This window comes from Streptomyces chlorus (genome assembly GCF_042655885.1).
Lineage (GTDB): Bacteria > Actinomycetota > Actinomycetes > Streptomycetales > Streptomycetaceae > Streptomyces > Streptomyces chlorus.
This window is the reverse complement of the sequence record NZ_JBHSOA010000136.1, coordinates 123,699-149,891: the sequence shown is the minus strand read 5'-3', so window position 1 is coordinate 149,891 and position 26,193 is coordinate 123,699. Positions and strand designations below refer to the sequence as shown.

Annotated in this window: 18 protein-coding genes and 1 tRNA gene; 4 read left to right on the top strand and 15 right to left on the bottom strand. The window is 71.1% G+C overall.

The features are described from left to right. Positions 1–117: 117 nt before the first annotated feature. From ACFPZI_RS35170 to sucC, 4 genes are all read right to left on the bottom strand, one after another. Positions 118–202: transfer RNA gene (locus ACFPZI_RS35170), tRNA-Leu, on the bottom strand. A gap of 204 nt (positions 203–406) precedes the next feature. After that, the gene (locus tag ACFPZI_RS35165) at positions 407–1,948 is read right to left on the bottom strand and encodes an aldehyde dehydrogenase family protein (RefSeq protein ID WP_381371215.1); all 1,542 of its coding nucleotides are present in this window, start codon (positions 1,946–1,948) and stop codon (positions 407–409) included. A gap of 77 nt (positions 1,949–2,025) precedes the next feature. Further along, positions 2,026–2,910 carry a succinate--CoA ligase subunit alpha gene (gene sucD, locus ACFPZI_RS35160; protein WP_381371214.1) on the bottom strand — a complete coding sequence of 295 codons (885 nt, stop codon included), beginning with the start codon at positions 2,908–2,910 and terminating at the stop codon, positions 2,026–2,028. Between the two features lie 11 nt (positions 2,911–2,921). Further along, positions 2,922–4,052 carry an ADP-forming succinate--CoA ligase subunit beta gene (gene sucC / locus ACFPZI_RS35155; RefSeq protein WP_381371213.1) on the bottom strand — a complete coding sequence of 377 codons (1,131 nt, stop codon included), beginning with the start codon at positions 4,050–4,052 and terminating at the stop codon, positions 2,922–2,924. Positions 4,053–4,265: 213 nt separating this feature from the next. On the opposite strand from sucC, the gene ACFPZI_RS35150 reads away from it, so the two are divergent. From ACFPZI_RS35150 to ACFPZI_RS35135, 4 genes are all read left to right on the top strand, one after another. Then, a complete protein-coding gene (locus ACFPZI_RS35150) occupies positions 4,266–5,948 on the top strand; it encodes a thiamine pyrophosphate-binding protein (RefSeq protein WP_381371212.1) in 1,683 nt (560 codons plus the stop codon). Positions 5,949–5,982: 34 nt separating this feature from the next. Beyond that, positions 5,983–7,236, top strand: a complete 1,254-nt coding sequence (gene frc / locus ACFPZI_RS35145) for a formyl-CoA transferase (RefSeq protein ID WP_381371240.1) — start codon at positions 5,983–5,985, stop codon at positions 7,234–7,236. Positions 7,237–7,240: 4 nt separating this feature from the next. After that, positions 7,241–9,385 carry an acetate--CoA ligase family protein gene (locus ACFPZI_RS35140; protein WP_381371211.1) on the top strand — a complete coding sequence of 715 codons (2,145 nt, stop codon included), beginning with the start codon at positions 7,241–7,243 and terminating at the stop codon, positions 9,383–9,385. A 123-nt stretch (positions 9,386–9,508) separates the two neighbouring features. Continuing rightward, the gene (locus tag ACFPZI_RS35135; RefSeq protein ID WP_381371210.1) at positions 9,509–10,897 is read left to right on the top strand and encodes an OFA family MFS transporter; all 1,389 of its coding nucleotides are present in this window, start codon (positions 9,509–9,511) and stop codon (positions 10,895–10,897) included. A gap of 123 nt (positions 10,898–11,020) precedes the next feature. Here the strand turns inward: ACFPZI_RS35135 and ACFPZI_RS35130 are convergent, their stop codons facing one another. The 11 genes from ACFPZI_RS35130 to ACFPZI_RS35080 all read right to left on the bottom strand — a co-directional run bounded on the left by ACFPZI_RS35130 (position 11,021) and on the right by ACFPZI_RS35080 (position 26,167). Continuing rightward, positions 11,021–12,226 carry a sugar phosphate isomerase/epimerase family protein gene (locus ACFPZI_RS35130; RefSeq protein ID WP_381371209.1) on the bottom strand — a complete coding sequence of 402 codons (1,206 nt, stop codon included), beginning with the start codon at positions 12,224–12,226 and terminating at the stop codon, positions 11,021–11,023. 116 nt (positions 12,227–12,342) lie between these two features. Further along, complete coding sequence (locus ACFPZI_RS35125) at positions 12,343–13,776, bottom strand: alkaline phosphatase family protein (RefSeq protein WP_381371208.1); 1,434 nt, start codon at positions 13,774–13,776, stop codon at positions 12,343–12,345. Next, positions 13,773–14,942 carry a metabolite traffic protein EboE gene (gene eboE, locus ACFPZI_RS35120; protein ID WP_381371207.1) on the bottom strand — a complete coding sequence of 390 codons (1,170 nt, stop codon included), beginning with the start codon at positions 14,940–14,942 and terminating at the stop codon, positions 13,773–13,775. The genes ACFPZI_RS35125 and eboE overlap by 4 nt, the downstream gene beginning before the upstream one ends. 3 nt (positions 14,943–14,945) lie before the next feature. Continuing rightward, positions 14,946–15,839 carry a TatD family hydrolase gene (locus tag ACFPZI_RS35115; RefSeq protein WP_381371206.1) on the bottom strand — a complete coding sequence of 298 codons (894 nt, stop codon included), beginning with the start codon at positions 15,837–15,839 and terminating at the stop codon, positions 14,946–14,948. Next, positions 15,839–16,636 carry an EboA domain-containing protein gene (locus ACFPZI_RS35110; RefSeq protein ID WP_381371205.1) on the bottom strand — a complete coding sequence of 266 codons (798 nt, stop codon included), beginning with the start codon at positions 16,634–16,636 and terminating at the stop codon, positions 15,839–15,841. The genes ACFPZI_RS35115 and ACFPZI_RS35110 overlap by 1 nt, the downstream gene beginning before the upstream one ends. After that, positions 16,633–17,595: a sugar phosphate isomerase/epimerase family protein gene (locus ACFPZI_RS35105; protein ID WP_381371204.1), complete on the bottom strand. Its 963-nt coding sequence runs from the start codon at positions 17,593–17,595 to the stop codon at positions 16,633–16,635. The genes ACFPZI_RS35110 and ACFPZI_RS35105 overlap by 4 nt, the downstream gene beginning before the upstream one ends. Beyond that, positions 17,592–18,665: an SCO3242 family prenyltransferase gene (locus tag ACFPZI_RS35100; RefSeq protein WP_381371203.1), complete on the bottom strand. Its 1,074-nt coding sequence runs from the start codon at positions 18,663–18,665 to the stop codon at positions 17,592–17,594. The genes ACFPZI_RS35105 and ACFPZI_RS35100 overlap by 4 nt, the downstream gene beginning before the upstream one ends. Continuing rightward, on the bottom strand, positions 18,662–19,837 hold the full coding sequence (locus ACFPZI_RS35095; protein WP_381371202.1) for an inositol-3-phosphate synthase: 1,176 nt from the start codon (positions 19,835–19,837) through the stop codon (positions 18,662–18,664). The genes ACFPZI_RS35100 and ACFPZI_RS35095 overlap by 4 nt, the downstream gene beginning before the upstream one ends. 121 nt (positions 19,838–19,958) lie before the next feature. After that, entirely contained in the window at positions 19,959–23,681 is a 3,723-nt protein-coding gene (locus tag ACFPZI_RS35090) for a ThuA domain-containing protein (RefSeq protein WP_381371201.1), read from the bottom strand. 262 nt (positions 23,682–23,943) lie between these two features. Beyond that, positions 23,944–24,942 carry a sugar phosphate isomerase/epimerase family protein gene (locus ACFPZI_RS35085; RefSeq protein ID WP_381371200.1) on the bottom strand — a complete coding sequence of 333 codons (999 nt, stop codon included), beginning with the start codon at positions 24,940–24,942 and terminating at the stop codon, positions 23,944–23,946. A gap of 16 nt (positions 24,943–24,958) precedes the next feature. Further along, complete coding sequence (locus ACFPZI_RS35080; RefSeq protein ID WP_381371199.1) at positions 24,959–26,167, bottom strand: Gfo/Idh/MocA family protein; 1,209 nt, start codon at positions 26,165–26,167, stop codon at positions 24,959–24,961. Positions 26,168–26,193: the final 26 nt, after the last annotated feature.

Below are 26,193 nucleotides of genomic sequence, written 5' to 3'. Positions count from 1 at the left end.
CTTCCCCTTATGCGGGGGAAGGGGGCCGCGGTGCGTCTTTGCGGGCGCCTTCATGAACACGAAGAAAGGGCCTCAACCGTCAGGTTGAGACCCTTGTGTTCTTATCGCCACAGCGCGTGTCCGAGGGGGGACTTGAACCCCCACGCCCGATAAAGGGCACTAGCACCTCAAGCTAGCGCGTCTGCCATTCCGCCACCCGGACCAGGTGTCTGCCGCCTTGTCAGGGGTGATCCCTGCGGCGACGTGGACAACCATACCAAGGTTTCGCAGTGCCTTTCACCTGCGTTTCCGTGCCCCGGGACGGAGGTCCCGGGGCACGGGCACACCGCCGGACACACCGCCTCCCGAGTCTCGTCCCGAGGCGGCACCATGGGTGGCGGAACAGTTACCGGGAGTCCGGCCCCCGTCACGGCATGAGCTGGTACTCCGGGAAGTTGCCCGGCAGCCGCTCCCCCGCCGGGCCCTGTGTCACGGCCCGCACCAGAAGCCCGCCGCCGACGAACGCGCCGCGCCAGGACGCGCCGAACCCGCCGAACAGCTCGTCGCGGTCGCCTCGGGAGCGCGGTGTGCCGTGGCCGACCTTGAAGGCTCGGATCTGCGGGGCGAGCCGGTCGTAGGTGGCCCGGTCGTCCGTGGACAGGGTGGCCACCAGGGCGCCGTTGGACGCGTTCATGGCGGCCAGCAGCTCCGCCTCCGTGTCGACCAGGATGATGGTGTCGACCGGGCCGAACGGCTCCGCGTGGTACAGCGGGGAGGAGCGGGGCGGGGCCAGCAGTGTGACGGGCTGGACGTACGCCGAGGTGTCCTGGCCCGGCAGGAAGCGGGCTTCGGACGGTGTGCCCCGGTGCAGTGGGACGGCGCCCCGGTCGATGGCCTCGGCGACCTGGTCCTGCAGGTCCTTCGCCTTGGCCGCGTTGATCACCGGGCCGAAGTCCAACTGCGGGCAGGGGTCGTCGGGCCGCTCCACGGCGAGCGGGTGGCCGACCCTGAGCGTGCGCACCGCGGGCAGGTAGGCGGCCAGGAAGTCGTCGAACAGGTCCCTCTGGACGACGAAGCGCGGGTACGCCGTGCAGCGCTGCTTGCCGTAGTCGAAGAGCTTGGGTACGACCGCCGCGAACGTGTCCCAGTCCGAGTGGTTCCAGATGCCCCAGGTGTTGAGTCCCTCCTGTTCGAGGATGTGCCGCTTGCCGAGGTCGGCGACGGCCGTGGCCACGGCGGCTCCGGTGTCGCGGCCGCCGACGAAGGAGACGCAGCCGATCTCCGGCGCCCGCAGCAGCGCCTCCGACAGCTCGCCCCCGCTGCCGCTGACGAGGGTCACGGGGATGCCCTCGCGGGCGGCGAGCGCCGAGGCCAGGGTCAGGCAGGCGACACCGCCGTCGGTCGGGGTCTTGGCGATGACCGCGTTGCCCGCCAGCGCCTGGACCAGCAGGGCGTGGACGAGCACGCTCATCGGGTAGTTCCAGCTCGCGATGTTGGACACCGGCCCGTCCAGCGGGGCGCGGCCGGCGACCATGGCGTCGATGCCGTCGACGTACCAGCGCACGCCGTCGATGGCCCGGTCGACGTCCGCCTGGGCGAGCCGCCAGGGTTTGCCGATCTCCCAGACGAGGAGGAGGGCGAGCAGTGCGCGGTGTTCGGTGAGGGCGTCGAGGGTGGCGCCGACGCGGGCCCGGCGTTCCGGCAGCGGGACGTGCCGCCAGGCGCGGTGCTGGTCGAGCGCGGCGCGTACGGCGTGCCGGGCGGTGCCCAGGTCCAGGCGCGGCGGGCCCGCGACGGGGCTGCCGTCGACGGGGCTGACGGCGGGCAGCGCCCGGCCGTCGGCCTGCCAGGCGGCGTTCCAGAGGTTGAGGACCCGGTCGTCCTGAAAGGCCTCGGGAGCGACGGCGAGGCAGCGCTGCCAGGCGTCGGTCCAGGATGTGCCGGCTTTGAGGGTGAGGGTGGATGTCATGCGGTTCGCTCCGCTCTCGGTGCACAGTCGAGAGGAGGGGGCCCGGGGGGCCGCCCCTGGCTGGTGTCGGCTTTTGGTCACCGTCCGGCTTCGAGGACGGCGAGTACGTGTCGTGCCGTCTCCGTGGGGGTGCCGCCCACCCGGACGCCGACGGCTTCCAGGGCGTCCTGCTTCGCCTGAGCCGTGCCCGAGGAGCCGGAGACGATCGCGCCCGCATGGCCCATGGTACGGCCCTCGGGTGCGGTGAAACCCGCGATGTAGGCGACGACCGGCTTGGTGACGTGCTCGCGGATGTAGGCCGCCGCGCGTTCCTCGGCGTCGCCGCCGATCTCGCCGATGAGGACGACGAGGTCGGTGTCGGGGTCGTCCTGGAAGGCGGCGAGGCAGTCGATGTGGGTGGTGCCGACGACGGGGTCGCCGCCGATGCCGACACAGGTCGAGAAGCCGATGTCCCGCAGCTCGTACATGAGCTGGTAGGTGAGCGTGCCGGACTTGGAGACCAGTCCGATGCGGCCCGGTTTGGTGATGTCGGCGGGGATGATGCCGGCGTTGGACTGTCCGGGGGTGATCAGGCCGGGGCAGTTGGGGCCGATGATGCGGGTGCCCTTCTGCCGCGCGTACGCGGTGAAGGCGACGGAGTCGTGGACGGGGATGCCCTCGGTGATGACGACCGCCAGGCCGATGCCGGCGTCGGCCGCCTCCATGACGGCGGCCTTGGCGTGGGCGGGCGGTACGAAGACCACGGTGACATCGGCTCCGGTCGCCTGTACACCGTCGGCAACCGACCCGAAGACGGGCACCGCACGGTCGTCGAAGTCGACGGTTTGGCCGGCCTTTCGGGGGTTGACTCCGCCGACGACGTTCGTTCCGGCCGCGAGCATCCGCCGGGTGTGCTTCATGCCCTCGCCGCCGGTCATGCCCTGGACGAGGACCTTGCTTTCCTTGGTGAGGTGGATCGCCATGTGCCGTCTCCTCAGGCTGTGGTGGCGAGTTCGGCCGCGCGGTGCGCGGCGCCGTCCATGGTGGTGACCTGCTCGACGAGCGGGTGCGCGTGTGCGTCGAGGATGGCGCGGCCTTGGGCCGCGTTGTTGCCGTCGAGGCGTACGACGAGCGGTTTGGTCAGCCGGATGGTGCCGAGGGCCTGGACGATGCCGTCGGCCACCGCGTCGCAGGCGGTGATGCCGCCGAAGACGTTGACGAGGACGGACTTCACGGCCGGGTCGGAGAGAATGACCGAGAGGCCGTCCGCCATGATCTGCGCCGACGCCCCGCCGCCGATGTCGAGGAAGTTGGCGGGCCGGGCCCCGCAGCCGGCGACGACGTCGAGGGTCGACATGACCAGGCCGGCGCCGTTGCCGATGATGCCGACCTCGCCGTCCAGCTTGACGTAGTTGAGGCCCTTCGCCGCCGCGGCCGCCTCCAGCGGGTCCTCGCGGGCGATGTCCTCGGTGCCCCAACGGACCTGTCGGAAAAGCGCGTTGTCGTCGAGGGTGACCTTGCCGTCGAGAGCCATGATCCGTCCGTCACGGGTGCGGACGAGCGGGTTGACCTCGACCAGCAGGGCGTCCTCGCGGACGAGGACCCCCCACAGCCGGACCAGGACGTCGACGGACTGCGGCGGCAGGCCGGCCGCGTCGGCGATACGGGCCGCGGTCGCCGAGGTGACGCCCTCGACGGGATCGACGGGGATGCGCGCGACGGCCTCGGGGCGGGTGGCGGCGACCTCCTCGATGTCCATGCCGCCTTCTGCGGAGGCGATCGCGAGGAAGCGGCCGGCCGCGCGGTCGAGGACGTAGGAGACGTAGAACTCGTCCTGAATGTCGACGGGTTGGGCGAGCATGACCTTGCCGACGGTGTGGCCCTTGATGTCCATGCCGAGGATCTGGCGTGCCGTCAGTTCGGCGGCGGCGGGGTCGGCGGCGAGCTTCACGCCGCCCGCCTTGCCGCGCCCGCCGGTCTTGACCTGAGCCTTGACGACGACTCGTCCGCCGAGCCGGCGGGCGATCTCGCGGGCCTGTTGGGGCGAGTCGGTGACCTCGGCGGCCGGTACCACGATGCCGTGTTCCTCGAAGAGTTCGCGTGCCTGGTGTTCGTACAGGTCCATCTCGGCTCCTGTCTGCGAAGTCGCCGGAAGGTCGCGGGGAGGAAGGGAGACGGCCCGGAGTCCGGCGGTGGAAAAGTGCCGCACACCCCCTGGACACCTCCCATGGGATGCGGGATAACAAGCTTCATACAGTATTCGTCGACTGTATGCAATGTACTGCGAGAGCGGTGCACAAGAGCGTTCCCACCCCCTAGGAAGGGACAGGACTTCGCCATGCCCGACGACACACAGGACCTGGTCTCCGGCGGTCATCTCGTCGCCAAGGCCCTCAAGGCCGAGGGCGTCGACCGCATCTACACGCTGTGCGGCGGCCACATCATCGACATCTACGACGGTTGCGTCGACGAGGGCATCGAGGTCGTCGACGTACGTCACGAACAGGTCGCCGCGCACGCGGCCGACGGCTACGCACGCATCACCGGCAAGCCGGGCTGCGCCGTCGTCACCGCGGGCCCGGGCACCACCGACGCCGTCACCGGGGTGGCCAACGCCTTCCGGGCCGAGTCCCCCATGCTGCTGATCGGTGGTCAGGGGGCCCTCACCCAGCACAAGATGGGGTCCCTGCAGGACCTGCCGCACGTCGACATGATGAGTCCCATCACCAAGTTCGCGGCGACCGTGCCGCACACGGCGCGGGCCGCGGACATGGTGTCGATGGCCTTCCGCGAGTGCTACCACGGCGCTCCCGGCCCCTCTTTCCTGGAGATCCCGCGCGATGTCCTGGACGCCAAGGTCCCGGCGTCCACGGCGCGCGTGCCGCGGCAGGGCGCCTACCGCACCTCGACGCGCTCGCCCGGCGACCCCGAGGCCGTCGAGAAACTCGCCGATCTGCTGGTGCACGCCGAGAAGCCGGCGATCCTGCTCGGCAGCCAGGTGTGGACCACCCGGGGCACCGAGGCGGCCATCGAACTCGTCCGCACCCTCAACATCCCCGCGTACATGAACGGTGCGGGACGCGGCACCCTGCCGCCCGGCGACCCGCACCACTTCCAGCTGTCGCGCCGGTACGCCTTCACCAACGCCGACGTCATCGTGATCGTCGGCACGCCCTTCGACTTCCGCATGGGCTACGGCAAGCGGCTCTCCCCCACCGCGACGGTCGTGCAGATCGACCTCGACTACCGCACCGTCGGCAAGAACCGCGACATCGACCTCGGCATCGTCGGCGACGCGGGACTGGTGCTGAAGTCGGTGACCGAGGCGGCCTCCGGAAGGGTCAACGGCGGGGCCTCCCGGCGCAAGGAGTGGCTGGACGAACTGCGGGCGGCCGAGCAGACCGCACTGGAGAAGCGGCTGCCGCAGCTCAGGTCGGACGCCTCGCCCATCCACCCGTACCGGCTGGTCGGCGAGATCAACGACTTCCTCACCGAGGACTCGATCTACATCGGCGACGGCGGCGACATCGTCACCTTCTCCGGGCAGGTCGTGCAGCCCAAGTCACCCGGCCACTGGATGGACCCGGGCCCGCTCGGCACGCTCGGCGTCGGTGTCCCCTTCGTGCTCGCGGCCAAGCAGGCGCGGCCCGACAAGGAGGTCGTCGCCCTCTTCGGCGACGGCGCCTTCTCCCTGACCGGCTGGGACTTCGAGACCCTCGTCCGCTACGACCTGCCGTTCGTCGGCATCGTCGGCAACAACTCCTCGATGAACCAGATCCGTTACGGCCAGGCCGCCAAGTACGGCAAGGAACGGGAGCGGGTCGGCAACACCCTCGGCGACGTCCCGTACGACAAGTTCGCGCAGATGCTGGGCGGTCACGGCGAGGAGGTCCGCGACCCGGCCGACATCGGCCCCGCGCTGCGCCGGGCCCGCGAGTCGGGCAAGCCGTCCCTGATCAACGTCTGGGTGGACCCGGACGCGTACGCCCCCGGGACCATGAACCAAACGATGTACAAGTGAGGTGCCCACGGTGACCACCGAGACCGCCACGAGCATGCCCACCGCCACGAACGCACGCACCGCCAAGGCACTCGAAGGCGTCCGCGTCCTGGACATGACGCACGTCCAGTCCGGACCCTCCGCGACCCAGCTGCTGGCCTGGCTCGGCGCGGACGTCGTCAAACTGGAGGCCCCGACCGGGGACATCACGCGCAAACAGCTGCGCGACCTCCCCGACGTCGACTCCCTCTACTTCACGATGCTCAACTGCAACAAGCGGAGCATCACCCTCAACACCAAGACCGAGCGCGGCAAGGAGATCCTCACCGAGCTGATCCGGCGCTCGGACGTCATGGTCGAGAACTTCGGGCCGGGCGCCGTCGACCGGATGGGCTTCACCTGGGACCGCATCAAGGAGATCAATCCACGGATCGTCTATGCCTCCATCAAGGGGTTCGGCGACGGTCCGTACACCGCCTTCAAGGCGTACGAGGTCGTCGCGCAGGCCATGGGCGGGTCGATGTCGACCACCGGGTTCGAGGACGGACCGCCGCTGGCGACGGGCGCCCAGATCGGGGACTCGGGCACGGGCATCCACGTGGTGGCGGGCATCCTCGCCGCACTGTTCCAGCGGGAGAGCACCGGGCGCGGGCAGCGGGTGAACGTGGCCATGCAGCACGCGGTGCTCAACCTCTGCCGGGTGAAGCTGCGCGACCAGCAGCGCCTGGCCCACGGTCCGCTCGCCGAATATCCCAACGAGGACTTCGGCGACGAGGTTCCCCGGTCCGGGAACGCGTCCGGCGGCGGGCAGCCCGGCTGGGCGGTCAAGTGCGCGCCGGGCGGCCCGAACGACTACGTGTACGTGATCGTGCAGCCCGTCGGCTGGAAGCCCGTCAGTGAGCTGATCGGCCGGCCGGAGCTGGCCGAGGACCCCGACTGGGCGACACCGCAGGCCCGGCTGCCCAAGCTCGGCAAGATGTTCCAGCTGATCGAGGAGTGGTCCTCGACGCTGCCCAAGTGGGAGGTGCTGGAGCGGCTGAACGCGCACAACATCCCGTGCGGGCCGATCCTGTCCACCAGGGAGATCATCGAGGACGCCTCGCTGGCGGCGAACGGGATGGTCGTCACCGTCCCGCACCCCGAGCGCGGTGAGTTCGTCACCGTCGGCAGCCCACTGAAGCTCTCCGACTCCCCCGTCGACGTGGTCGCCTCCCCGCTGCTCGGCGAGCACAACGAAGAGGTGTTCGTCGGCGAACTCGGCCTCGGTGACGAGGAACTGCGCCTGCTCAAGTCGAACGGGGTGATCTGAGGTGATGGCCGAGGACCGCATGCTGCGGGTGCGCGCGCTGCTCGACGCGGTGCACGCCGACGGGCGCACCGCGCTCACCGCCCCCGAGGGCAAGGTGCTGGCGGACGCGTACGGGATCGCCGTACCGGGTGAGGAGCTGGCGACAGACGTCGAGGAGGCCGTGGCGTACGCGGCGCGGTTCGGCGGGCCCGTCGTGATGAAGATCGTCTCACCGGACATCCTGCACAAGACCGACGCCGGCGGTGTGATCGTCGGTGTGGAGGGTGCGGCCGATGTGCGGGCGGCGTTCTGCCGGATCGTGGAGAACGCGCGCGCGTACGACCCGGCCGCCCGGATCGACGGCGTACAGGTGCAGGAGCTGCTGCCGCAGGGGCAGGAGGTCATCGTCGGGGCGGTCACGGACCCGACGTTCGGGAAGGTGGTGGCGTTCGGGCTCGGCGGGGTGCTCGTCGAGGTACTCAAGGACGTCACCTTCCGGCTCGCGCCGGTGGACGCCGGCGAGGCGCTGTCGATGCTGGACTCGATCCGGGCGGCGGAGATCCTGCGCGGGGTGCGCGGGCAGGCGGGTGTGGACCGGTGGGCGGTCGCCGAGCAGATCCGCCGGGTGTCGGAACTCGTCGCGGACTTCCCGGAGATCGCCGAGGTGGACCTCAATCCGGTGATCGCCACACCGGGCGGCGCGGTCGCCGCCGACATCCGGGTGATCCTGGCGACCGAGATGCCGAAGGAGCGCCGCCAGTACTCGCGTGAGGAGATCCTCACCTCCATGCGGCGGCTGATGCAGCCGCGTTCGGTCGCCGTGATCGGCGCCTCCGCCGAGCCGGGCAAGATCGGCAACTCGGTGATGCGCAACCTGGTGGACGGCGGCTTCGCCGGGGAGATCCATCCGGTGAACCCCAAGTCCGATGACATTCTGGGCCGCAAGGCGTACAAGAGTGTCACGGACGTCCCCGGTGAGGTGGATGTGGCGGTCTTCGCGATTCCCGCCAGGTTCGTGGCCGCGGCGCTGGAGGAGGTGGGACGCAAGGGAATTCCGAACGCCGTCCTCATCCCCTCCGGGTTCGCGGAGACCGGTGAGCACGAGCTCCAGGACGAGATCGTGGCGATCGCCGAGCGGCACGGCGTCCGGCTCCTCGGACCCAACATCTACGGCTACTACTCGACGTGGCAGGACCTGTGCGCCACGTTCTGCACGCCGTACGACGTCAAGGGCGGGGTCGCGCTGACGTCGCAGTCGGGCGGTATCGGGATGGCCATTCTGGGGTTCGCGCGCACCACGCGGACGGGTGTGTCGGCGATCGTCGGGCTGGGCAACAAGTCGGACCTGGACGAGGACGACCTGCTGACCTGGTTCGGACAGGACCCGCACACCGACTGCATCGCCATGCACCTGGAGGATCTCAAGGACGGGCGGGCGTTCGTACGGGCCGCGCGCGAGACGGTGCCGAAGAAGCCGGTCGTGGTGCTGAAGGCGGGGCGTACGGCGGCGGGCGCGAAGGCCGCGGGCTCGCACACCGGCGCGCTGGCGGGCGACGACGCCGTGTACGACGACATCCTGCGGCAGGCCGGTGTGATCCGCGCGCCGGGTCTCAGCGACATGCTCGAGTACGCGCGCGCGTTGCCGGTGCTGCCCGCGCCGAAGGGCGACAACGTCGTGATCATCACGGGGGCGGGCGGCAGCGGGGTGCTGCTGTCGGACGCGGTGACGGACAACGGGCTGTCGCTGATGGAGATCCCGCCGGATCTGGACGCGGCGTTCCGCGAGTTCATCCCGCCTTTCGGGGCGGCCGGCAACCCGGTGGACATCACCGGGGGCGAGCCGCCGTCGACGTACGAGGCGACGATCCGGCTGGGACTGGAGGACCCGCGCATCCACGCGCTCGTCCTCGGCTACTGGCACACCATCGTCACGCCTCCCATGGTGTTCGCGGAGCTCACCGCGCGGGTGGTGGCGGAGTTCCGTGAACGGGGCGTCGAGAAGCCGGTGGTGGCGTCGCTGGCGGGCGATGTGGAGGTCGAGGAGGCGTGCCAGTACCTCTTCGAGCGGGGCGTCGTGGCGTACCCGTACACGACCGAGCGGCCGGTGGCGGTGCTCGGGGCGAAGTACCGCTGGGCGCGGGCGGCGGGTTTGTTGGGGGGCGGTTCATGAGGTGAGTGGACCGGGGGCCGGCCGACGGTGCGCGTCGGCCGGCCCCCGGGACCCGAGCGCGCACGAAAGGCATTGGACAGGGGGCGCTGGCCAGAACTTTCGACGCAAGGGGTGCGACACGTCATGACAACGACCGATCTGCGTAAACCGGTTCCCTACCGAGAGGTGGCCGACGCGAACGGACGCGTCTACCGCCTCGGTGAGACCGACATCGACATCATGGGCCGCACACGCAAGTGGATGGTCATCCTGCCGTGGATCGGCATGATGGGCATCAGCTCGGCGGAGTACGCGTTCGCTTCCGCCGAGGAAACCCTGCACACGGCCCATTCGTGGAGCAGCGCGCACATCTTCTGGATGCTGGGCGTGTGGGTGTTCTTCCAGGCGGCGGTGGCCTTCCCGGCGGGCAAGCTGCGGGAGAGCGGCAGACTGCCGGCCCGCTGGGCGATGATGTGCGGCGCGGTGGGAACCCTGCTGGGCTATGTCTCGCTGGCCTTCGCGCCGCATGTGATCGTCGCGTATCTCGGCTTCGGCATGTTCAGCGGTATAGGTGCCGGCATGGTGTACGCGACCTGCGTGAACATGGTCGCCAAGTGGTATCCGGAGCGCAAGGGCGGCAAGACCGGCTTCGTGAACGGCGGTTTCGCCTACGGTTCGGTGCCGTTCGTCTTCCTCTTCACCGGCTACATGGATCTCACCAACTTCCGCTGGGTGCTGGTCGCGGTGGGTGTGTTCCTGGCCGGTGTGGTGGCAGGGGCGGGCTACTTCTTCAAGGACCCGCCGAAGAACTGGTGGCCGGCCGACATCGATCCGCTGAAGAAGCCGACCGACGCGCGCACCCGGCGCGCGATGGAGAAGAACCCGCCGGCCGTGCACCAGTACACCCCCATGGAGGCGTGGCGAACCGGGCGGGTGGGCCTGATGTGGTTCTGTCTGCTGTGCACGTCGGGGGTGAACATCTTCGGTATCGCCTTCCAGGTGCCCTTCGGTGACGACGCGGGCTTCGCGGGCGGCATCGTGGCGACCGCCATGTCCCTGAAGGCGATCGTCAACGGCACCGGCCGCGGTGTCATCGGCTGGCTCTCCGACCGGTACGGCCGCAAGCAGTGCCTGATCTTCGTCTGCATCATCCTCGGGCTGTCCCAGTACGGCATCCTGTTCTCCGGAAACATCGGAAACCTGCCGCTGTTCCTGCTGTTCTCGTCGATCTCCGGGTTCGGCGGCGGTGCCATCTTCCCGATGTTCGCCGCGATGACTGCCGACTACTTCGGTGAGAACAACAACGCCAGCAACTACGGCCTGGTGTACTCCTCGAAGTTGGTCTCCGGTCTGCTCGGGTCCGGCATGGGAATCGTGGTGGTGAACGCCTGGGACTACGCGGGCGCGTTCGTCCTGGCCGGTTCGATCTCCCTGTTCGCCGGTTGCGTCGCGGTGTTCCTGCACCCCCCGGGGCGGCCCAAGCCCAAGGGCGTCACGCCCAACCCGCAGCCGCTCGGTGAGGAGACGGCCTGATCCCACGGGCCGCCGAAGCCGCATACCGTCCCCCACGGAGCGCCGGCACGAGAACTCCGTCCACACGGACCGGGCGGCCCCTCCCGCAGTACGCGGGAGGGCCCGCCCGATCCGTGTTCGCGGTCAGCGGCGCCGCTTGCGCAGGGCCGCCAGGTTGTCGTAGCTGATCTTGGCCTCCCGCAGCGACTGCCCGGGGTCGGTGGCGCTCGGGGCGGTGTCGTCCTCGACCATCGGGTTGCGGTAGTTCCGCTGCCCGACCCGGGAGAAGAACGTCGTGTAGTCGATGACGCCGGTTCCGAAGGGAACCATCTCGTAGCCCATGCCGTTGGTCGTGCTGACGACGCCGTCCTTGGCGTGGAAGAGCGGGTAGCGCTTGTTGTTGCGGGCGACCAGGCCGGCCGGGTCGAAGACGTTCCTGCGGGTGGAGCCGTCGTGGGCGGTGTACGTGTGGAACTTGTACTGGGCGACGTGCGCCCAGAAGATGTCCATCTCCAGCCAGACGGTCTTCGGGTCGGTGACCTTGAGGAAGTACTCCAGCTTCCGGATGCCCGAACTGCGGGTGGGCCGGCCCTGGGCGTCCAGTGGGCCGCCGTCGAGCAGGAAGCCGTAGGCACCGTCGTGGTTGTGGGTGTAGAGCTTGATGCCCTCCCGCCGGGCGATCGCGCCGAGGGCGTTCCACTTGTCGGCGGCCACGTCCCAGTCGGCGCGGTAGGAGCTGCCGGTGGGGTCGCTGCCGGTGCCCATGTGGTCCAGGCCGAGGATGTTGGCGATCTCGAGGTGCTTCTTGAAGGTGTCCAGGTCCGCCGTGGTCAACGGCCAGGAGGACGGGATGAAGCCGTGGTTGCCCTGGGCGCGCAGGCCGTAGTCGTCGAGCCAGGAGCGCAGCAGCCTGGCGCCCGCGACGGATTCGAGACTGGCGCCGCCGGGTGCGTTCGCGTGCTGGTTGTAGCCGGCGAACTCCACCTGGCGGTAGCCGTGGCGGGCCAGCTGCTTGAACACCTCGCGGAATCCGGAGGGCAGATCGGTGGACAGGGGGTCGCGGCCGGTGGCGTCACGGACGGTGTAGAGGATGATGCCGCGCTTGTGCGGCGGGACGAGCACCTGCCCGCCGTGGTCGTGCCCGTGGCCGTGGTCTCTGCCGCGGTCGTGGGCCAGGGCGGGGGCGGCCCCGAAGACGGGGAGCGCGACGGCTCCGGCCGCCACGGCGGTGCAGGTGCTGAGGAAACGGCGCCGGTCCACGCCCAGGGAGCGGCGCAGTCCCTCGTCCGGGGCGTTGGTGGCCGAGGCGGTGACGGCCTCGGTGCGGGAGGGGTCGGAGTACAGGGTCACGAGTGGCCTGCCTTCTCGGTCGTGGCCGGTTCCGGCGCCGCCGGTACCGACCGTTGTCAGTGCCGTGTGTTTCACTCCCAGTAGCTGGATCTCGGAGGTTCGTACGTAGCGGTGCGTCAGCCGAGTCCGGCGAGCTGGAGCAGGAGTTGCTTGACATCGGTGGCCGCTACGCGGTCGCCGACGGCACGGGGGGTGGAGCAGATGAGGAGCGGACCGTCGTCGTCGCTCGCCGGGAGGCGGCCGTGGCTGCCCCGAATAGGTGACGGGTCGAGGGGCACGACCGCCATCCGGTAGCGCATGCCGAGTTTCTTGCGCGCCAGCGCGGTGGCCGCCTTCACCTTGACGTACGGGTCGAGGGGGTCCATGAAGAGCTCGACCGGGTCGTAGCCGGGTTTGCGGTGGATCTCGACGAGCTGCGCGAAGTCGGGCGCGCGGTCGTCGTCGAACCAGTAGTAGTACGTGAACCAGGCGTCGGGTTCGGCGACGGCGACCAGTTCGCCGGCGCGCGGATGGTCGAGGTGATGGGCCTTCTTTCCCTCGTCGTCCAGGAGTTGGTCGATGCCGGGCAGCCCTTCGAGGGCGGCCCGGGTGGCGTCGAGGTCCTCGGGGCGGCGCACGTAGACGTGGGCGATCTGATGGTCGGCGACCGCGAAGGCGCGCGAGGCCATCGGGTCGAGGTACTCCATGCCGTCCTGCGTGTGCACCTCCAGCAGGCCCGCGCGGCGCAGGGCGCGGTTGATGTCCACGGTCCGGTTCACCCGGGTGATGCCGTACTCGGACAGGGCGACGACGGTACGGCCCTCGGCGCGCGCGTCGTCGAGCAGCGGGGCCAGGGCGGCGTCCAGGTCGGCGGCGGCTTTGAGGGAGCGCGGGTCGTCGGGGCCGAAGCGCTGCAGGTCGTAGTCGAGGTGAGGGAGATAACACAGCGTCAGGTCGGGGTGGCGGGTGCGGTTGATGTGGCGGGTGGCGTCGATGATCCACCGGCTGGAGACGAGGTCCGCGCCGGGGCCCCAGAAGTGGAACAGGGGGAACGTGCCGAACTTCTCGGTGAGTTCGTCGTGCAGGGCGGGCGGGCGGGTGTAGCAGTCGGGTTCCTTGCGGCCGTCGGCGTAGTAGACCGGGCGGGGGGTGACGGTGATGTCGGTGTCGGCACCCATGGCGTACCACCAGCAGATGTTGGCGACGGTGTAGCCGGGGTGCGCGCGGCGGGCGGCATCCCAGAGTTTGTCCCCGGAGACGAGACCGTTGTGCTGGCGCCACAGCAGGACGTCGCCGAGCTCGCGGAAGTACCAGCCGTTGCCGACGATGCCGTGTTCGGAGGGGAGGGTGCCGGTGAGGAAGGTGGACTGGGCGGCGCAGGTGACGGCGGGCAGCACGGTGCCGAGCGGGGCGCGGGAGCCGGACTGGCCGAGCGTCTTGAGGTGGGGCATGTGGTCGAGGAGGCGGGGGGTGAGGCCGACGACGTCGAGGACGAGGAGGGGGGTGGGGCCGGCGGTCGTGGGTTCTGCGGTGGGGTCTGTTGTGGGGGCTGCCGCAGGGTCCGTGGTCATGGGAGTTCCTTCAGGCCTAGGTCCGTCAGCAGGTCGCGGGCGAGGGTGAGTTCGGCGGCGATGCCGTCGGCGAGCTGGGCGCGGCCCTTGGGCCGCAGCTCGGGTGGGAGGGCCTGCCAGGTGTAGGTCTCGACCTCCAGATGGCGGGTGAGCGGCTGCGGGCCGCCGACGAGCCGGGTCAGGGCGGCCTTCAGCACGGGCAGTGTGGAGGTGAGGGGCGCGGTGGGAGCCGCGTGCAGCGGAACGTGGAAGTGGGCGCGCCAGGGCGCCCCGTCGGGCAGGGTGTCGCCGGCCAGGGCCTCGTCCAGGTCGTCGGTGCCGCGCAGGCCGGCGGCGGTGGACGTGCGGGTCTGGTGCAGGAAGCGGGGCTCGGCGAAGGCGCGCAGGGCCTCGCGGACCTCGGGCAGATGGGGCTGCTCGGCGTGCAGGGCGGCGGAGAGCTGGGACTTGACCACGGGGATGCCGGCCCGGGCGAGGTCGTCCAGGGCGGTGTGCGGATCTTCGAAGGAGGTGGCGAGGTGGCAGGTGTCGACGCAGATGCCGATGCGGTCGTGGCCGATCGCGGTGAGCGGTTCGATGGCGTCGTGGGTGGTTTCGACGACACAGCCGGGTTCCGGTTCCAGGGCGATGCGGATGGAGCGCCCGGTCAGCTCCTGGAGTGCGTCGAGGCGTTCGGCGAGGGTACGCAGGGCGGTGCGGGAGGCTTCGGCGCGCTCCGTGTCGTGGGCGGTGCGCCAGGCCAGCGGCAGGGTGGAGATGCTGCCGTCGGGGACGTCGTCGGGGAGCAGACCGGCGAGGAGGCGGGCCAGGGAGGTGGTGTACTCCAGGCGTTCAGGGTCGGCCCAGTCCGGTGTGTAGACGCGGTACTTGACCTCCTCGGCGCCGAATCCCTCGTAGGGGAAGCCGTTGAGGGTGACGACCTCGAGGCCGCGCCGGTCGAGTTCGCAGCGCAGGCCGCGCAGGGCGGACGGGTCGGTGACGAGGGCGCGGGCGGCATCCTTGGCGAGCCACAGACCGATGCCGAGCCGGTCACGGCCGAGCCGGCGGCGGACGGGTTCGCAGTGGTCCCGCAGCTGGGCGAGGACACCGTCGAGGGTCTCGGCGGGGTGGACGTTGGTGCAGTAGGCGAGGTGGACGGTGGACCCGTCGGGGTGGCGGAAGCGCATGGCTCACGCCTCCGCGGCGGCGACGCCGGCCGTCCGCGGCGGCTCGTCCCTCGGTACGCCGCGCTGGATGGAGTTGCCCTCGTGGGTGGCCTCGGGAGCGGTGACGTCGAGGGTGAGCCGGCCGCTGAGTCCGTAGAAGGCGACGGGGTTGCGCCAGAGCACCCGGTCGACGTCGTCCTCGGTGAAACCCTCGGCGAGCATCAGGTCGGCGACCTTGCGGGTCTTGAGCGGGTCGCTCTTTCCCCAGTCTGCGGCGGAGTTCACCAGGACCCGCTCGGGGCCGTGGGAGCGCAGGATCGCCACCATCCGTTCCTCGTCCATCTTGGTGTCGGGATAGACGGAGAAGCCGAGCCAGCAGCCGCTGTCCTTGGTCTCCTTGACCGTGGTCTCGTTGAGGTGGTCGATCAGGACGTGCTCCATGGGCAGCGCGGACTCCCGTACGACGTCGAGGGTGCGGCGCAGTCCGGCGAGCTTGTCGCGGTGCGGTGTGTGCACCAGGGCGGGCAGGCCGTGGTCGGCGGCGAGCTGGAGCTGGACGGCGAGCGCGGTGTCCTCGGCGGGCGTCATGGAGTCGTAGCCGATCTCGCCGACGGCCACGACGTTGTCCTTGACGAGATACCGGGGCAGCAGGTCGAGGACGGGCGTGCAGCGCGGGTCGTTCGCTTCCTTGGGGTTGAGGGCGATGGTGCAGTGGTGGGCGATGCCGTACTGGGCGGCACGGAAGGGTTCCCAGCCGAGGAGGGAGTCGAAGTAGTCGACGAAGGAGGCCGGCGAGGTGCGGGGCTGGCCGAGCCAGAAGGCGGGCTCGACGACGGCGCGGACGCCCGCCCCGTACATGGCCTCGTAGTCGTCGGTGGTCCGCGACGTCATGTGGATGTGGGGGTCGAAGAGGCGCATCAGGACTCCTTGCCGTGGGGGTCGTCCGTGGTGTGACTCGGGGTGGAGGCGGCGGCCGGGGTCAGGGCCAGGGTGTGGACGCGGTGCAGGTCCTCCGGGACGGGGCGGCCGGCGGCGGTGCGTTCGTCGGCGTAGTCACCGAGCATGCGGGCGAGTTCGCCGTCGCCGCGGGCGCGCCGGGCCAGGTCCGCCACGCGGTCGACGGGGACGCCGGTGAACAGGCACTTCAGTACGGCGTGCCGCCAGGCGTGGGCGTCGAGGTGCCGGGCGCAGTACGGGCCGACGGCGGCGGCGACGAGCCGGGTGTCGTTGGTGCGCAGGGCGTCCTCGACGAGCGGGCGGGCCTCGGGGCCGGGCACCAGGTGGGGCAGGGCGTGCAGGACCGCCCGGCGTTCGTCGGCGGTGCCCTGGTGGTAGACCCGGGTGAGCGCCTGGGTGTCGGCGCGGGCCGTGTGCAGGATCAGGACGCGGGCGGCATCGGCGTGGGCGGCACCGCAGCGGCGGCCGGCCTCGGCCAGGCGCAGCTCCCATACGGAGATGGGCCCATGGGCGCCGGGGTGGGCGGCGGCCTCGTCGAGGGCCTGGTCCAGCCAGGCGCGGGCGGCGGCGCCGAGACGGGCGGAGAGGAGACGGTGCAGTTCGGCGGGTGGGGTGACGGCGAGGGTGATCGAGGTGGCGGCAGGGGCGGCGAGGGTGGTGCCGTCGGCTGCCGGGGTTCCCGGGGGGTGGGGGGTCGCCTCGGAGCCGCTGACGGTGGCTGCCTCCGGGGTCGCCGAGGTGGCATGGGGGTGGTTCACGGGGTGCTGCTCCCTTCGGAGGTGGCGGAGGGAGCGCCGAGCGGGGGTGCGGGGACGGATGCCGTGCCGTCGCCGGTGGCGGTCGCCGCGGTGCGGGCGGCGTCGTGGAGGAACGGGAGGGAATGGGCGGCGAAGTGGGGGCCCGCGTGGGAGTGGCGGGGCAGTTCGACGACGGTCAGGCCCTGGTAGCCGATGGCGGCGAGGGCCGCGAGGACGGGCGGGAAGTCGATCTCGCCGTCCCCGAGGGGCAGGTGCTCGTGGACACCGCGGCGCATGTCCTCGATCTGGACATGGCGCAGCCAGGGTGCGGCGTCGCGTACGCAGTCCGCGGGAGGGAGGGGTTCGAGGCACTGGCAGTGGCCGATGTCCAGGGTGAGGCCGAGGAGTTCGGGGTCCCCGAGGGTGCGGCGCAGACGGTGGAAGTCGGCGAGGGTGGCGAGGAGGTGACCGGGTTCCGGTTCGACGGCGAGGGGCACGCCCGCGGTGGCGGCGGCGTCCAGGACGGGGGTGAGCGCCTCGGCGAGGCGCTTCCACGCGGTGTCCTCGTCCGTGCCCGTGGGAAGGATGCCGCTGAAGCAGTGCAGGGCGTGCGCACCGAGGTCGGCGGCGACCCCGACGGCCCGGACGAGCAGGTCCACGCGGCGGGCACGGTCGTCCGGGTCGGCGTCCAGGAGCGACGGGCCGTGTTTGCGGCGCGGGTCCAGCACATAGCGGGCGCCGGTCTCGACGGTGACGCCCAGGCCGAGTTCCTCCAGCCGTCGGGCGACCCGGCGGGTGCGGGCGGCGAGATCCGGGGCGAGCGGGTCGAGGTGCATGTGGTCGAGGGTCAGTCCGACACCGTCGTAGCCGAGGTCGGCGAGCAGGGCGAGGGCGTCGTCGAGACGGAGGTCGGCGAGGCCGTTGGTGCCGTAGCCGAAGCGGAGAGGAGGCGGAGAGACGCCGTTCGGGTTCCGGCTCACGTGATGCTCACCTTCCTCATGCCGGACCTCCTCGCGAACATCCGGCCGGCCGGGGCCAGGGCCGCGACGAGCAGGGAGGTGACGGCCGAGCCGGAGCGGGCGGCGAGCGCGGCCTGGAGCGGGATCGTGGCCCGGATGCCGCCGCCGACGGCGCGTTGGGTGAGCGGGGGCGAGGGGTTGAGTGCGGCGTGGAAGTAGGGCCGGGCGGCCGTGGCGGCGTAGGCGGCGCCCAGGGCGGTGACGAGGACGCCGGTGGCCCGGGGCAGGCGCTCGGCCGGGCCGGAGCCCGGCAGGCCGGGGGCGGCTGCTGCCCGCCGGCCTGCCGGGGGTCGGGTGCGGCGGGTGACCAGCCGCGTCAGTGCCCCCGTCGTCGCGAGGGCCGCCAGCGGGGCCAGGACCGAACCGCCGGTGGTCTCCCGGCGGGAGACGGCCGTGACCGCGAGGGTGTGCGTGCCGAGCAGCGCGGCGGAGGGCAGCGCTGTCCGGGTGCCGCCGCCGGTGGCGGCCGCACCCAGGAGCAGGTCCAGTCCGCGGGCGGCGGCCATGGCCGCCGGACCGGCGGGCGTGTGCTTCAGCCCGAGGTCGTAGGCCCAGACGGTCGCCGCCAGGGGCGCGGCCACCGCGAGGGCGGGGCGTCCCGCACCGGCGGCGAGCGCCAGTCCGACGCCGGTGAGGGCACCGGCGGCGGTGAGGGCGGCGGCCGGGCGGATACGGCCGGACGGAAGCGGGCGGTGCGGGCGCTCCACGGCGTCCTCGGCGCGGTCCGCCCAGTCGTTCAGGGCCATGCCGGCCTCGTACAGGCACAGGGAGGATCCGATGGCGAGCAGGGTGCGGGGTCCGGGGCGCGCGCCGGACGCCGCCGCGCCGGCCAGGGCATCGCCGGGGACGGTGAACAGCGCGGGCAGGCGCAGCAGTTCGGCCCAGGCGCCCGCACGGCCGGAGCCGGGGCGGGAGGCGCGGGGCGCGGGACCGGGGAGGGGTGTGGAGGCGTCCCGGGGGGCCGGGTCGTCTGCCGCCGTCGACCCGGCCGTAGCGGGTGTGCCCTGCGCCGGGGCCGCCGTGCGGCTCACCGCTGCGCCCCGCGATCGAGGGCGTCGTCCCGCAGCCGCCCGGCGAAGCGCCTGAGCTCCGCGTACTGTTCGGCCAGCGAGGACGGGCCGTCTCCCACCGGGTCCTTGAAGTAGAAGCCCAGTTCGCTCAGCGGACCGGACAGGCCCCTCTCCCGGGCGCGGGCGGCCAACCGGGCCAGGTCGAGGACGAGCGGCGCGGCGAGCGCCGAGTCGCACCCCTGCCAAGTGGTCTGCAGGACCATGCGGGCGCCGAGGAAGCCGTCGAAGGCGATGTGGTCCCAGGCCGTCTTCCAGTCGCCGAGCGCGGGCACGTCGTCGATGTGGACCTCGCCCTCGGGGGCGGTGCCGAGGGTATCGGCGAGAACGCGTTCCTTGCCGGCGTTCTTGGCGGCGGCGGTTGCGGGGTCGGCGAGGGCGGCACCGTCGCCGCCGCCCAGGAGGTTGGTGCCGGACCAGGCGCGCACGGCGAGGGCGCGCTGCAGGAACATCGGGCCGAGTACGGAGCGCAGCAGGGTCTGCCCGGTCTTGCCGTCGCGGCCCGCGTGGGGGACGGAGGCCGTCGCCGCCTGCTCGGCCAACGCCGGGTGGTGCAGGCCTGCGGAGGGGGTGAAGTTGACATAGGGGCAGCCGGCGCGCAGGGCGGCCGCCGCGTAGAGGGAGCTCGGCGGCAGGGAGCCGTCGGCGGGAGCGGGCTCGGTGGAGGCGACGTTCACCACGACGGCGCCCGCAAGTCCCTGGCGGCGCACGAAGTCGCGCATGTCGGCCGCGAACACGTCGATCAGTTCGTCGTCGTGGCGGCCCGAGCCGCCCTCCGTGTCACCGGTCAGGGGGCCGCCGGGCCTGATCTCCCGGTCGGCGGCGACGAGTTCGGCGTGCACGGCGGAGGGCAGTCCGTGCGGCAGGACGCCGCCGGCGGCGAGATGTTCGGCACGTTTGGGCAGCGGGCAGTCGACGGTGTCGTGGCCGCCGAAGACGAGGGACGACAGCGGCGGCAGGCCGCACGAGGTGAAGTCGGGGGTCTCGGTGACCATGCCGGTCGGCGGTTGGAGTCCGGCGGCGACAGCGGCGCAGCCCGCGATCGCGGTCGTGGCCACGGATCCGCGCGCCCCGATGAGCCAGACGCCGAAGCGCGGGGCCGGGAAGGGGATGGGGAGGGACGGTTCGGCGGACATGGGCAGCCTCCTTGTCGTACGCGAACCGGGTGCGAGCGCCGGAAGCGGACGAGCGGGGTGCCGGGCGCGGGGCCCGGCGAGACGGCGGGCGGAGGTCCGGCGTCCTCCGCCCGCCGCCGTTCTAGTCGCCCTTGGCGGGCAGTTCCTTCAGCTGGATGTTGCGGAAGGAGACCTGGTCGTCGGCCCCGTGGTTCTGGAGGCCGATGTAGCCGTCGGTCAGGCTCCGCTCGGGGTCCTTGTTGGTGAAGTCGTTGATCTTGACTCCGTTGAGGAACACCTGGAGCCGTTCGCCCTGGACCTTGATCTCGTAGGAGTTCCACTGTCCGGGCGGACGCAGGACCTGGTCACGGGCCTTGATGTTCGCCGACTTGAACGAGTAGACGGAGCCCGTGGTGCGGTCGGGCGCGTCCGTGGCGTCGATCTGGATCTCGTAGCCCTTGTTCACCGCGGACCAGGGGTCGTCGGAGGCCGGGAAGCCCACGAAGACACCGGAGTTGTCGTCGCCCCGCATCTTCCAGTCGAGCTTGAGGGAGTACGACGTCAGCTCCTTGGCCTGGTACCAGAGCAGACCCATTCCGCCCTCGGACTCCAGGGCGCCGTCCTTGACGTTGAACTTGCCGGGGCCGGCCTGCTTCCAACCCTCCAGGGTCTGGCCGTTGAAGATCTTCCGGTAGTCCTTGCCCGGCTTGCAGTCCGCCTTGACCTGGCCGGTGGCGTACTGCAGACCGCCGAGCAGATGGGTGCGGAAGGCCTCGTCGGCGTAGGACTCCTTGGTGTGGCCGCCGCCGGTGTAGAAGGAGCGGCCGCCGCCATAGCTCTGGCACCAGGCGATCGGGTGGTCGCCCTTCATGGTGCCGCCCCGGTACGTCGTCTCGTCGAGGGTGGCGAGGACCTTGGCCTGTTCGCGCGGGTTGGTGCGGTAGTTGTACCACTCGTCGGTGCGCTCCCACGCGTCGCCCAGGTGCGCGGTGGACGGGTGGTCGTGGTCCTCGACGCGCACGGTGGCCTTCTGGATGGCCGGGTGCGAGTCGAAGTAGGCGCCGACGAGACCGCCGTAGAACTCCCATTCGTACTCGGTGTCGGCGGCGGCGTGGATGCCCAGGTAGCCGCCGCCGTTGCTGACGTAGTTCTCGAACGCCTTCTGCTGGGCGGCATTGAGAACGTCACCGGTGGTGGACAGGAAGGCCACCGCGTCGTACTTGGCGAGGTTGGCCGTGGTGAACTGTCCGGCCTCCTCGGTCGCGTCGACCGTGATGCCGGCCGGGGCACCGAGCTCCTTGAGGGCGGCGATACCGGCCGGGATCGAGTCGTGCCGGAAGCCCGCGGTCCTGGAGAAGACCAGCACCTTCTTGCCGCCCTTGAACGGCTCGGTGGAGAACTCGAAGTCGTCCACGTCGTACAGCGCGCCGTCGCCGCCCCTGAAGACCAGGTAGATCTCCGTGGTCTGCTTCGGCAGCGACCGCAGCGGCACGTCGACGTTCTGGAACGTCTCCCAGCTGCCGGTCGGCGGGATGTACGCCGAGCCGTGCAGCTTGCCGTCGGGCGAGCCGGTGCGCAGTTCGACGAAGCCGCCGGCGCCGCCGGAGGAGGCCCGCACGGTCAGCTTCTTCTGCCCGTCGAACCGGTAGGGGCTGAAGGAGATCCAGTCGCCGTCGTTGATGTCGCCGACGGTCTTGCCGCCGTGGGCGCCGGTCTTGTCGTAGGTCCTCACGCCCGACTGGGTGGTGAAGTGCTCGGCCTGGCGGTGCAGCGGCTGGAGCACGGTGCGCGCGGTGCCGGTCAGGGCCTCCTGGCCGTTGGCCCCTCCGTCGGTGTAACTGGCGCCGACGACACCGTAGATGTTGGCGTTGGGGTCGTGACCGCCGTCTCCGGCGGGCGGCTTGAGGGTGCCCTCACAGCCCGTCTCGCTGGTCAGCTCGTGGGCGTGGGAGTCGTGGCCGAGGCTGTAGGCGACCTTGACCTTGGAGCAGTCGATGGTCTCCTCGGGGTCGGTGACGGTCACCTTGAACGGAACGGGCTCGCCGAAGGCGGCCAGGCTGCCGTTGCCCGGGACCTCGATCTTCACCTTGGGCTCGGTGTTGCCGACCACGATCCGGACGCTGGCGTTGCCAGTGTTGCCCTCGGGGTCCTTCGCGGTGAAGGTCGCGGTGTAGGTGCCGATCTTCTTGTACTTGTGGGTGGGCTTGAGGCCCTCACCCTTGGTGCCGTCGCCGAAGTCCCAGCTGTAGGTGAGGTCCGGGGAGTCGGCGTCCTTGGCGGAGGCGGTGAAGGCGACCTTCAGGCCGGCCGCGCCGGACGTCTTGTCGGCGCTCACCTCGGCGATCGGGGAGAAGCCGTCCTGGGCGTTCTCGATCCGGTACAGCGCGGAGTTGGCGTCGCCCTGGAACCAGGAGAGGCCGTAGTCCAGGACGTAGAGCGCGCCGTCGGGGCCGAACTCCATGTCCATGATCTGGGTGCCGGTCCACGGGAAGTCATTGATCTTCGCGACGGAGCCGTCCGCGTTCTGCTCGATCCGCTTGATCCAGCGGCGGCCGAACTCGCCGGCGAAGAAGTCGCCGTCGTACTCCTCGGGGAACTTCACCTTGGAGTCGAGGTTCGGGTCGTAGCGGTAGACCGGCCCGCCCATCGGGGACTCGGAGCCGCTGCCGAACTCGGGCACGGAACCGCCGTCGTATGCGATCCAGGCGGGCTGGGCGGGCGGCAGGTCGGTGAGACCGGTGTTGTGCGGGGACGTGTTCTTCGGGGCGTCGCAGTCGAACTTCTCACCGGAGGTCTTGGTGGCGAAGTCGTAGTCGACGTAGGCGTCGTTGTCGCCGGTGCAGAACGGCCAGCCGAAGTTGGCTGCCTCGGTGACCTTGGCGAACTCGACCTGTCCCGCCGGGCCCCGCTTCGGGTCGGCGGCGCCGGCGTCGGGGCCATAGTCGCCGACGTAGACGGTGCCGGTCTTGTCGTCGACGCTCACCCGGAACGGGTTGCGAAAGCCCATCGCGTAGATCTCGGGACGGGTCTTCTCGGTGCCGGGGGCGAAGAGGTTGCCCTCCGGGACGGTGTACGAGCCGTCCTCGGCGACCTTGATGCGGAGGAGTTTGCCGCGCAGGTCGTTGGTGTTGCCGGAGCTGCGGCGGGCGTCGAAGGCCGGGTTGCGGTCCGGCCGCTCGTCGATCGGCGTGAAGCCGTCGGAGGCGAAGGGGTTGGTGTCGTCGCCGGTGGACAGGTAGAGGTTGCCCTCGGCGTCGAAGTCGATGTCGCCGCCGACGTGGCAGCAGATGCCGCGGGAGGCCGCGACGTCCAGGACCTTCTTCTCACTGGCCATGTCCAGCGTGCCGTTGGGGTTGAGGACGAAGCGGGAGAGGCGGTTGACGCCGTCGAACTTCTCGAAGTCCGCGGCGGTGCCGGTCTCCGGGGCGTCACCCGCGGGGGTGTCGAGCGGCGGGGCGTAGTAGAGGTAGACCGCCCGGTTTTTCTTGAAGTCCGGGTCGATGCCGACGCCCTGCAGGCCCTCCTCGTCATGACTGTAGACGGGGATCTTGCCGGCGACCTTGGTGACACCCGCTTGGTCGGTGAGGCGCAGCGTGCCGTCGCGCGAGGTGTGCAGGACGCTGCGGTCCGGGAGCACGGCGAGCGACATCGGCTCGCCCGTCTCGGGCTCGCCCTTGGCGAGCGGTACCTGCTGGAACTGCCCCTCGGCGGCTGCCGGTCCATCGTGCTCCGGGTGGCCGGGGTGGGCGCCGGCGACGGTGGCCGGGGTGCCCACGGCCAGCATCAGGCCGGTGACCAGGGCGAGGGTGGTGCGAAGTCTGGGACGCCTCGTGGTGTGGGTGGATGTGAGTCTGCTTCTGTGCACGAAATCCCTCCGGGAACGGGGTGGGCCGTACGGAACGGGTGTGAAGACGTGCGGTGCGGGCGCCGGGTGCGCCGTCACCCAGCGGTGTGGGTGTCCTGAGCACTTCAGGGACGGTAACCTCGTTCATCCGGGGCGAACACCCCTTGGGTCGGAGCTGGTTGAACTTTTCCCCAACACAGGACAAAGCGGGATCCGGGCAGGTCGGACCAGGGACCGGCGGATTTTCCGGCCCCCGTCCCCGACCTGCCGTCGGGCGTGCGGTTCAGCTGTTGAACGCCGCGTCGAAGGAGGCCGACGGCGGGTCGAAGTCGTACGCCTTCAGCCGGGTCAGCGCCTCCGGGGCGCCCTGGAGCCGGTCCATGCCGGCGTCCTCCCATTCGACGGAGACAGGGCCCTGGTAGTCGATGGAGCGCAGCATGCGGAAGACGTCCTCCCAGGGGACGTCCCCGTGTCCGGCGGAGACGAAGTCCCAGCCGCGCCGGGGGTCGCCCCAGGGCAGGTGGGAGCCGAGGCGGCCGTTGCGGCCGTCGAGGCGCTTGCGGGCCTCCTTGCAGTCGACGTGGTAGATCCGGTCGCGGAAGTCCCACAGGAAGCCGACCGGGTCGAGGTCCTGCCACACGAAGTGGGAGGGGTCGAAGTTGAGACCGAAAGCCGGTCGGCGGTCGACTGCATCCAATGTGCGGACGGTGGTCCAGTAGTCGTAGGCGATCTCGCTGGGGTGGACCTCGTGCGCGAACCGCACGCCCTCGGCGTCGAAGACGTCCAGGATCGGGTTCCAGCGCGTCGCGAAGTCCTCGTAGCCGCGGTCGATCATCGACTCGGGCGCGGGCGGGAACATGGCGACCAGGTGCCAGATCGCCGAGCCGGTGAACCCGATGACGGTGTCGACGCCGAGGAGGGCCGCGGCGCGCGCGGTGTCCTTGATCTCGGCGGCGGCCCGCTGCCGTACGCCCTCGCCCTCGCCGTCGCCCCAGATCCTGGCGGGCAGGATGGCCTGGTGGCGTTCGTCGATGATGGCGTCGCACACTGCCTGGCCGACCAGGTGGTTGGAGATCGCCCAGACCTTGAGGCCGTACTTGTCGAGGAGGCGGCGCCGGGAGTCCACGTAGGACGGGTCGGTGAGTGCCTTGTCGACCTCGAAGTGGTCGCCCCAGCAGGCGAGTTCGAGTCCGTCGTAGCCGAAGTCACGGGCGAGCCGGCAGACCTCCTCGAGGGGGAGGTCCGCCCACTGGCCGGTGAACAGCGTGAAGTCGCGGGGCATGTGGGTCTGCCTTTCCTCAGGCGGTGATCAGCGTGTAGACGGAGTTCTTCTCGGCGCTCTCCTCCACCGCCGCCAGGACGCGCTGCACCTGCAGCCCGTCGGCGAAGGAGGGTTCGGGCGTGCGGCCCTCGGCGACCGCGTGGACCAGGTCGCGGGCCTGGTGTACGAAGGTGTGCTCGTAGCCGAGGCCGTGGCCCGGTGGCCACCAGGCATCCAGGTAGGGGTGGTCTGGTTCGGTGACCAGGATGCGGCGGAAGCCCGCGTGCGCCCTGGGCTCGGTTCCGTCGTGGTAGGAGAGTTCGTTGAGCCGTTCCAGGTCGAAGGCCAACGACCCGCGCTCGCCGTTGAGTTCGATGCGCAGCGCGTTCTTGCGGCCGGTGGCGTACCGGGTGGCCTCGAAGGAAGCGAGGGCGCCGGAGGCGAAGCGGCCGGTGAACAGGGCGGCGTCGTCCACGGTGACCTGGCCGGTGCCGGTGGCGTCGACCGTGGCCAGTCCGCCGGCGGGCGCGGTGGGCAGCGGCCGCTGCCGGACGAACGTCTCGGTGAGCGCGGAGACGCCTGCCAGCCGCTCCCCCGCCAGGTACTGGGCGAGGTCGACGATGTGCGCGCCGAGATCGCCGAGCGATCCGGAGCCGGCCTGTTCCCGGCGCAGCCGCCAGGTCAGCGGGAACGCGGGGTCCACCAGCCAGTCCTGAAGGTACGTCACCCGGACGTGCCGGAGGGTGCCGATGCGGTCCTCGGTCACCATCCGCCGGGCCAGCGCGGTCGCGGGGACCCGGCGGTAGTTGAAACCGACCATCGCCAACCGGCCCTGGTGCCATGCCTGTTCAGCGGCGTCGGCCATCGCCTCGGCCTCTGCGACGGTATTGGCGAGGGGTTTCTCGCACAGCACGTGCTTGCCCGCGGCGAGCGCGGCCACCGCGATCTCGGCGTGGCTGTCGCCGGGGGTGCAGATGTCGACGAGGTCGACGTCGTCCCGTTCGACCAGGGCGCGCCAGTCGGTCTCGGTGTCCGCCCAGCCGTGGCGGTCGGCCGCCGCGCGCACCCCGATGGCGTCCCGGCCGCAGACGACGGCCAGTTCGGGGCTCATCGGCAGGTCGAAAACGCGGCCCGCGGTGCGCCAGCCCTGGGAGTGGGCGGCGCCCATGAAGGCGTAGCCGACCATGCCGACGCGCAGTGGTGGCTTCCCCGTTCCCGCCCCGTCTGACTGCTGCGGCTGTGCCATACGGATGTCCTCCTCGTCGTCGTGGC

Bases quoted from the DNA above. Each gene is read 5' to 3' on its own strand.
- ACFPZI_RS35165 (WP_381371215.1), bottom strand. From the start codon at position 1,948: ATGACATCCACCCTCACCCTCAAAGCCGGCACATCCTGGACCGACGCC.
- sucD (WP_381371214.1), bottom strand. From the start codon at position 2,910: ATGGCGATCCACCTCACCAAGGAAAGCAAGGTCCTCGTCCAGGGCATG.
- sucC (WP_381371213.1), bottom strand. From the start codon at position 4,052: ATGGACCTGTACGAACACCAGGCACGCGAACTCTTCGAGGAACACGGC.
- ACFPZI_RS35150 (WP_381371212.1), top strand. From the start codon at position 4,266: ATGCCCGACGACACACAGGACCTGGTCTCCGGCGGTCATCTCGTCGCC.
- frc (WP_381371240.1), top strand. From the start codon at position 5,983: ATGCCCACCGCCACGAACGCACGCACCGCCAAGGCACTCGAAGGCGTC.
- ACFPZI_RS35140 (WP_381371211.1), top strand. From the start codon at position 7,241: ATGGCCGAGGACCGCATGCTGCGGGTGCGCGCGCTGCTCGACGCGGTG.
- ACFPZI_RS35135 (WP_381371210.1), top strand. From the start codon at position 9,509: ATGACAACGACCGATCTGCGTAAACCGGTTCCCTACCGAGAGGTGGCC.
- ACFPZI_RS35125 (WP_381371208.1), bottom strand. From the start codon at position 13,776: ATGACCACGGACCCTGCGGCAGCCCCCACAACAGACCCCACCGCAGAA.
- eboE (WP_381371207.1), bottom strand. From the start codon at position 14,942: ATGCGCTTCCGCCACCCCGACGGGTCCACCGTCCACCTCGCCTACTGC.
- ACFPZI_RS35115 (WP_381371206.1), bottom strand. From the start codon at position 15,839: ATGCGCCTCTTCGACCCCCACATCCACATGACGTCGCGGACCACCGAC.
- ACFPZI_RS35095 (WP_381371202.1), bottom strand. From the start codon at position 19,837: ATGTCCGCCGAACCGTCCCTCCCCATCCCCTTCCCGGCCCCGCGCTTC.
- ACFPZI_RS35085 (WP_381371200.1), bottom strand. From the start codon at position 24,942: ATGCCCCGCGACTTCACGCTGTTCACCGGCCAGTGGGCGGACCTCCCC.
- ACFPZI_RS35080 (WP_381371199.1), bottom strand. From the start codon at position 26,167: ATGGCACAGCCGCAGCAGTCAGACGGGGCGGGAACGGGGAAGCCACCA.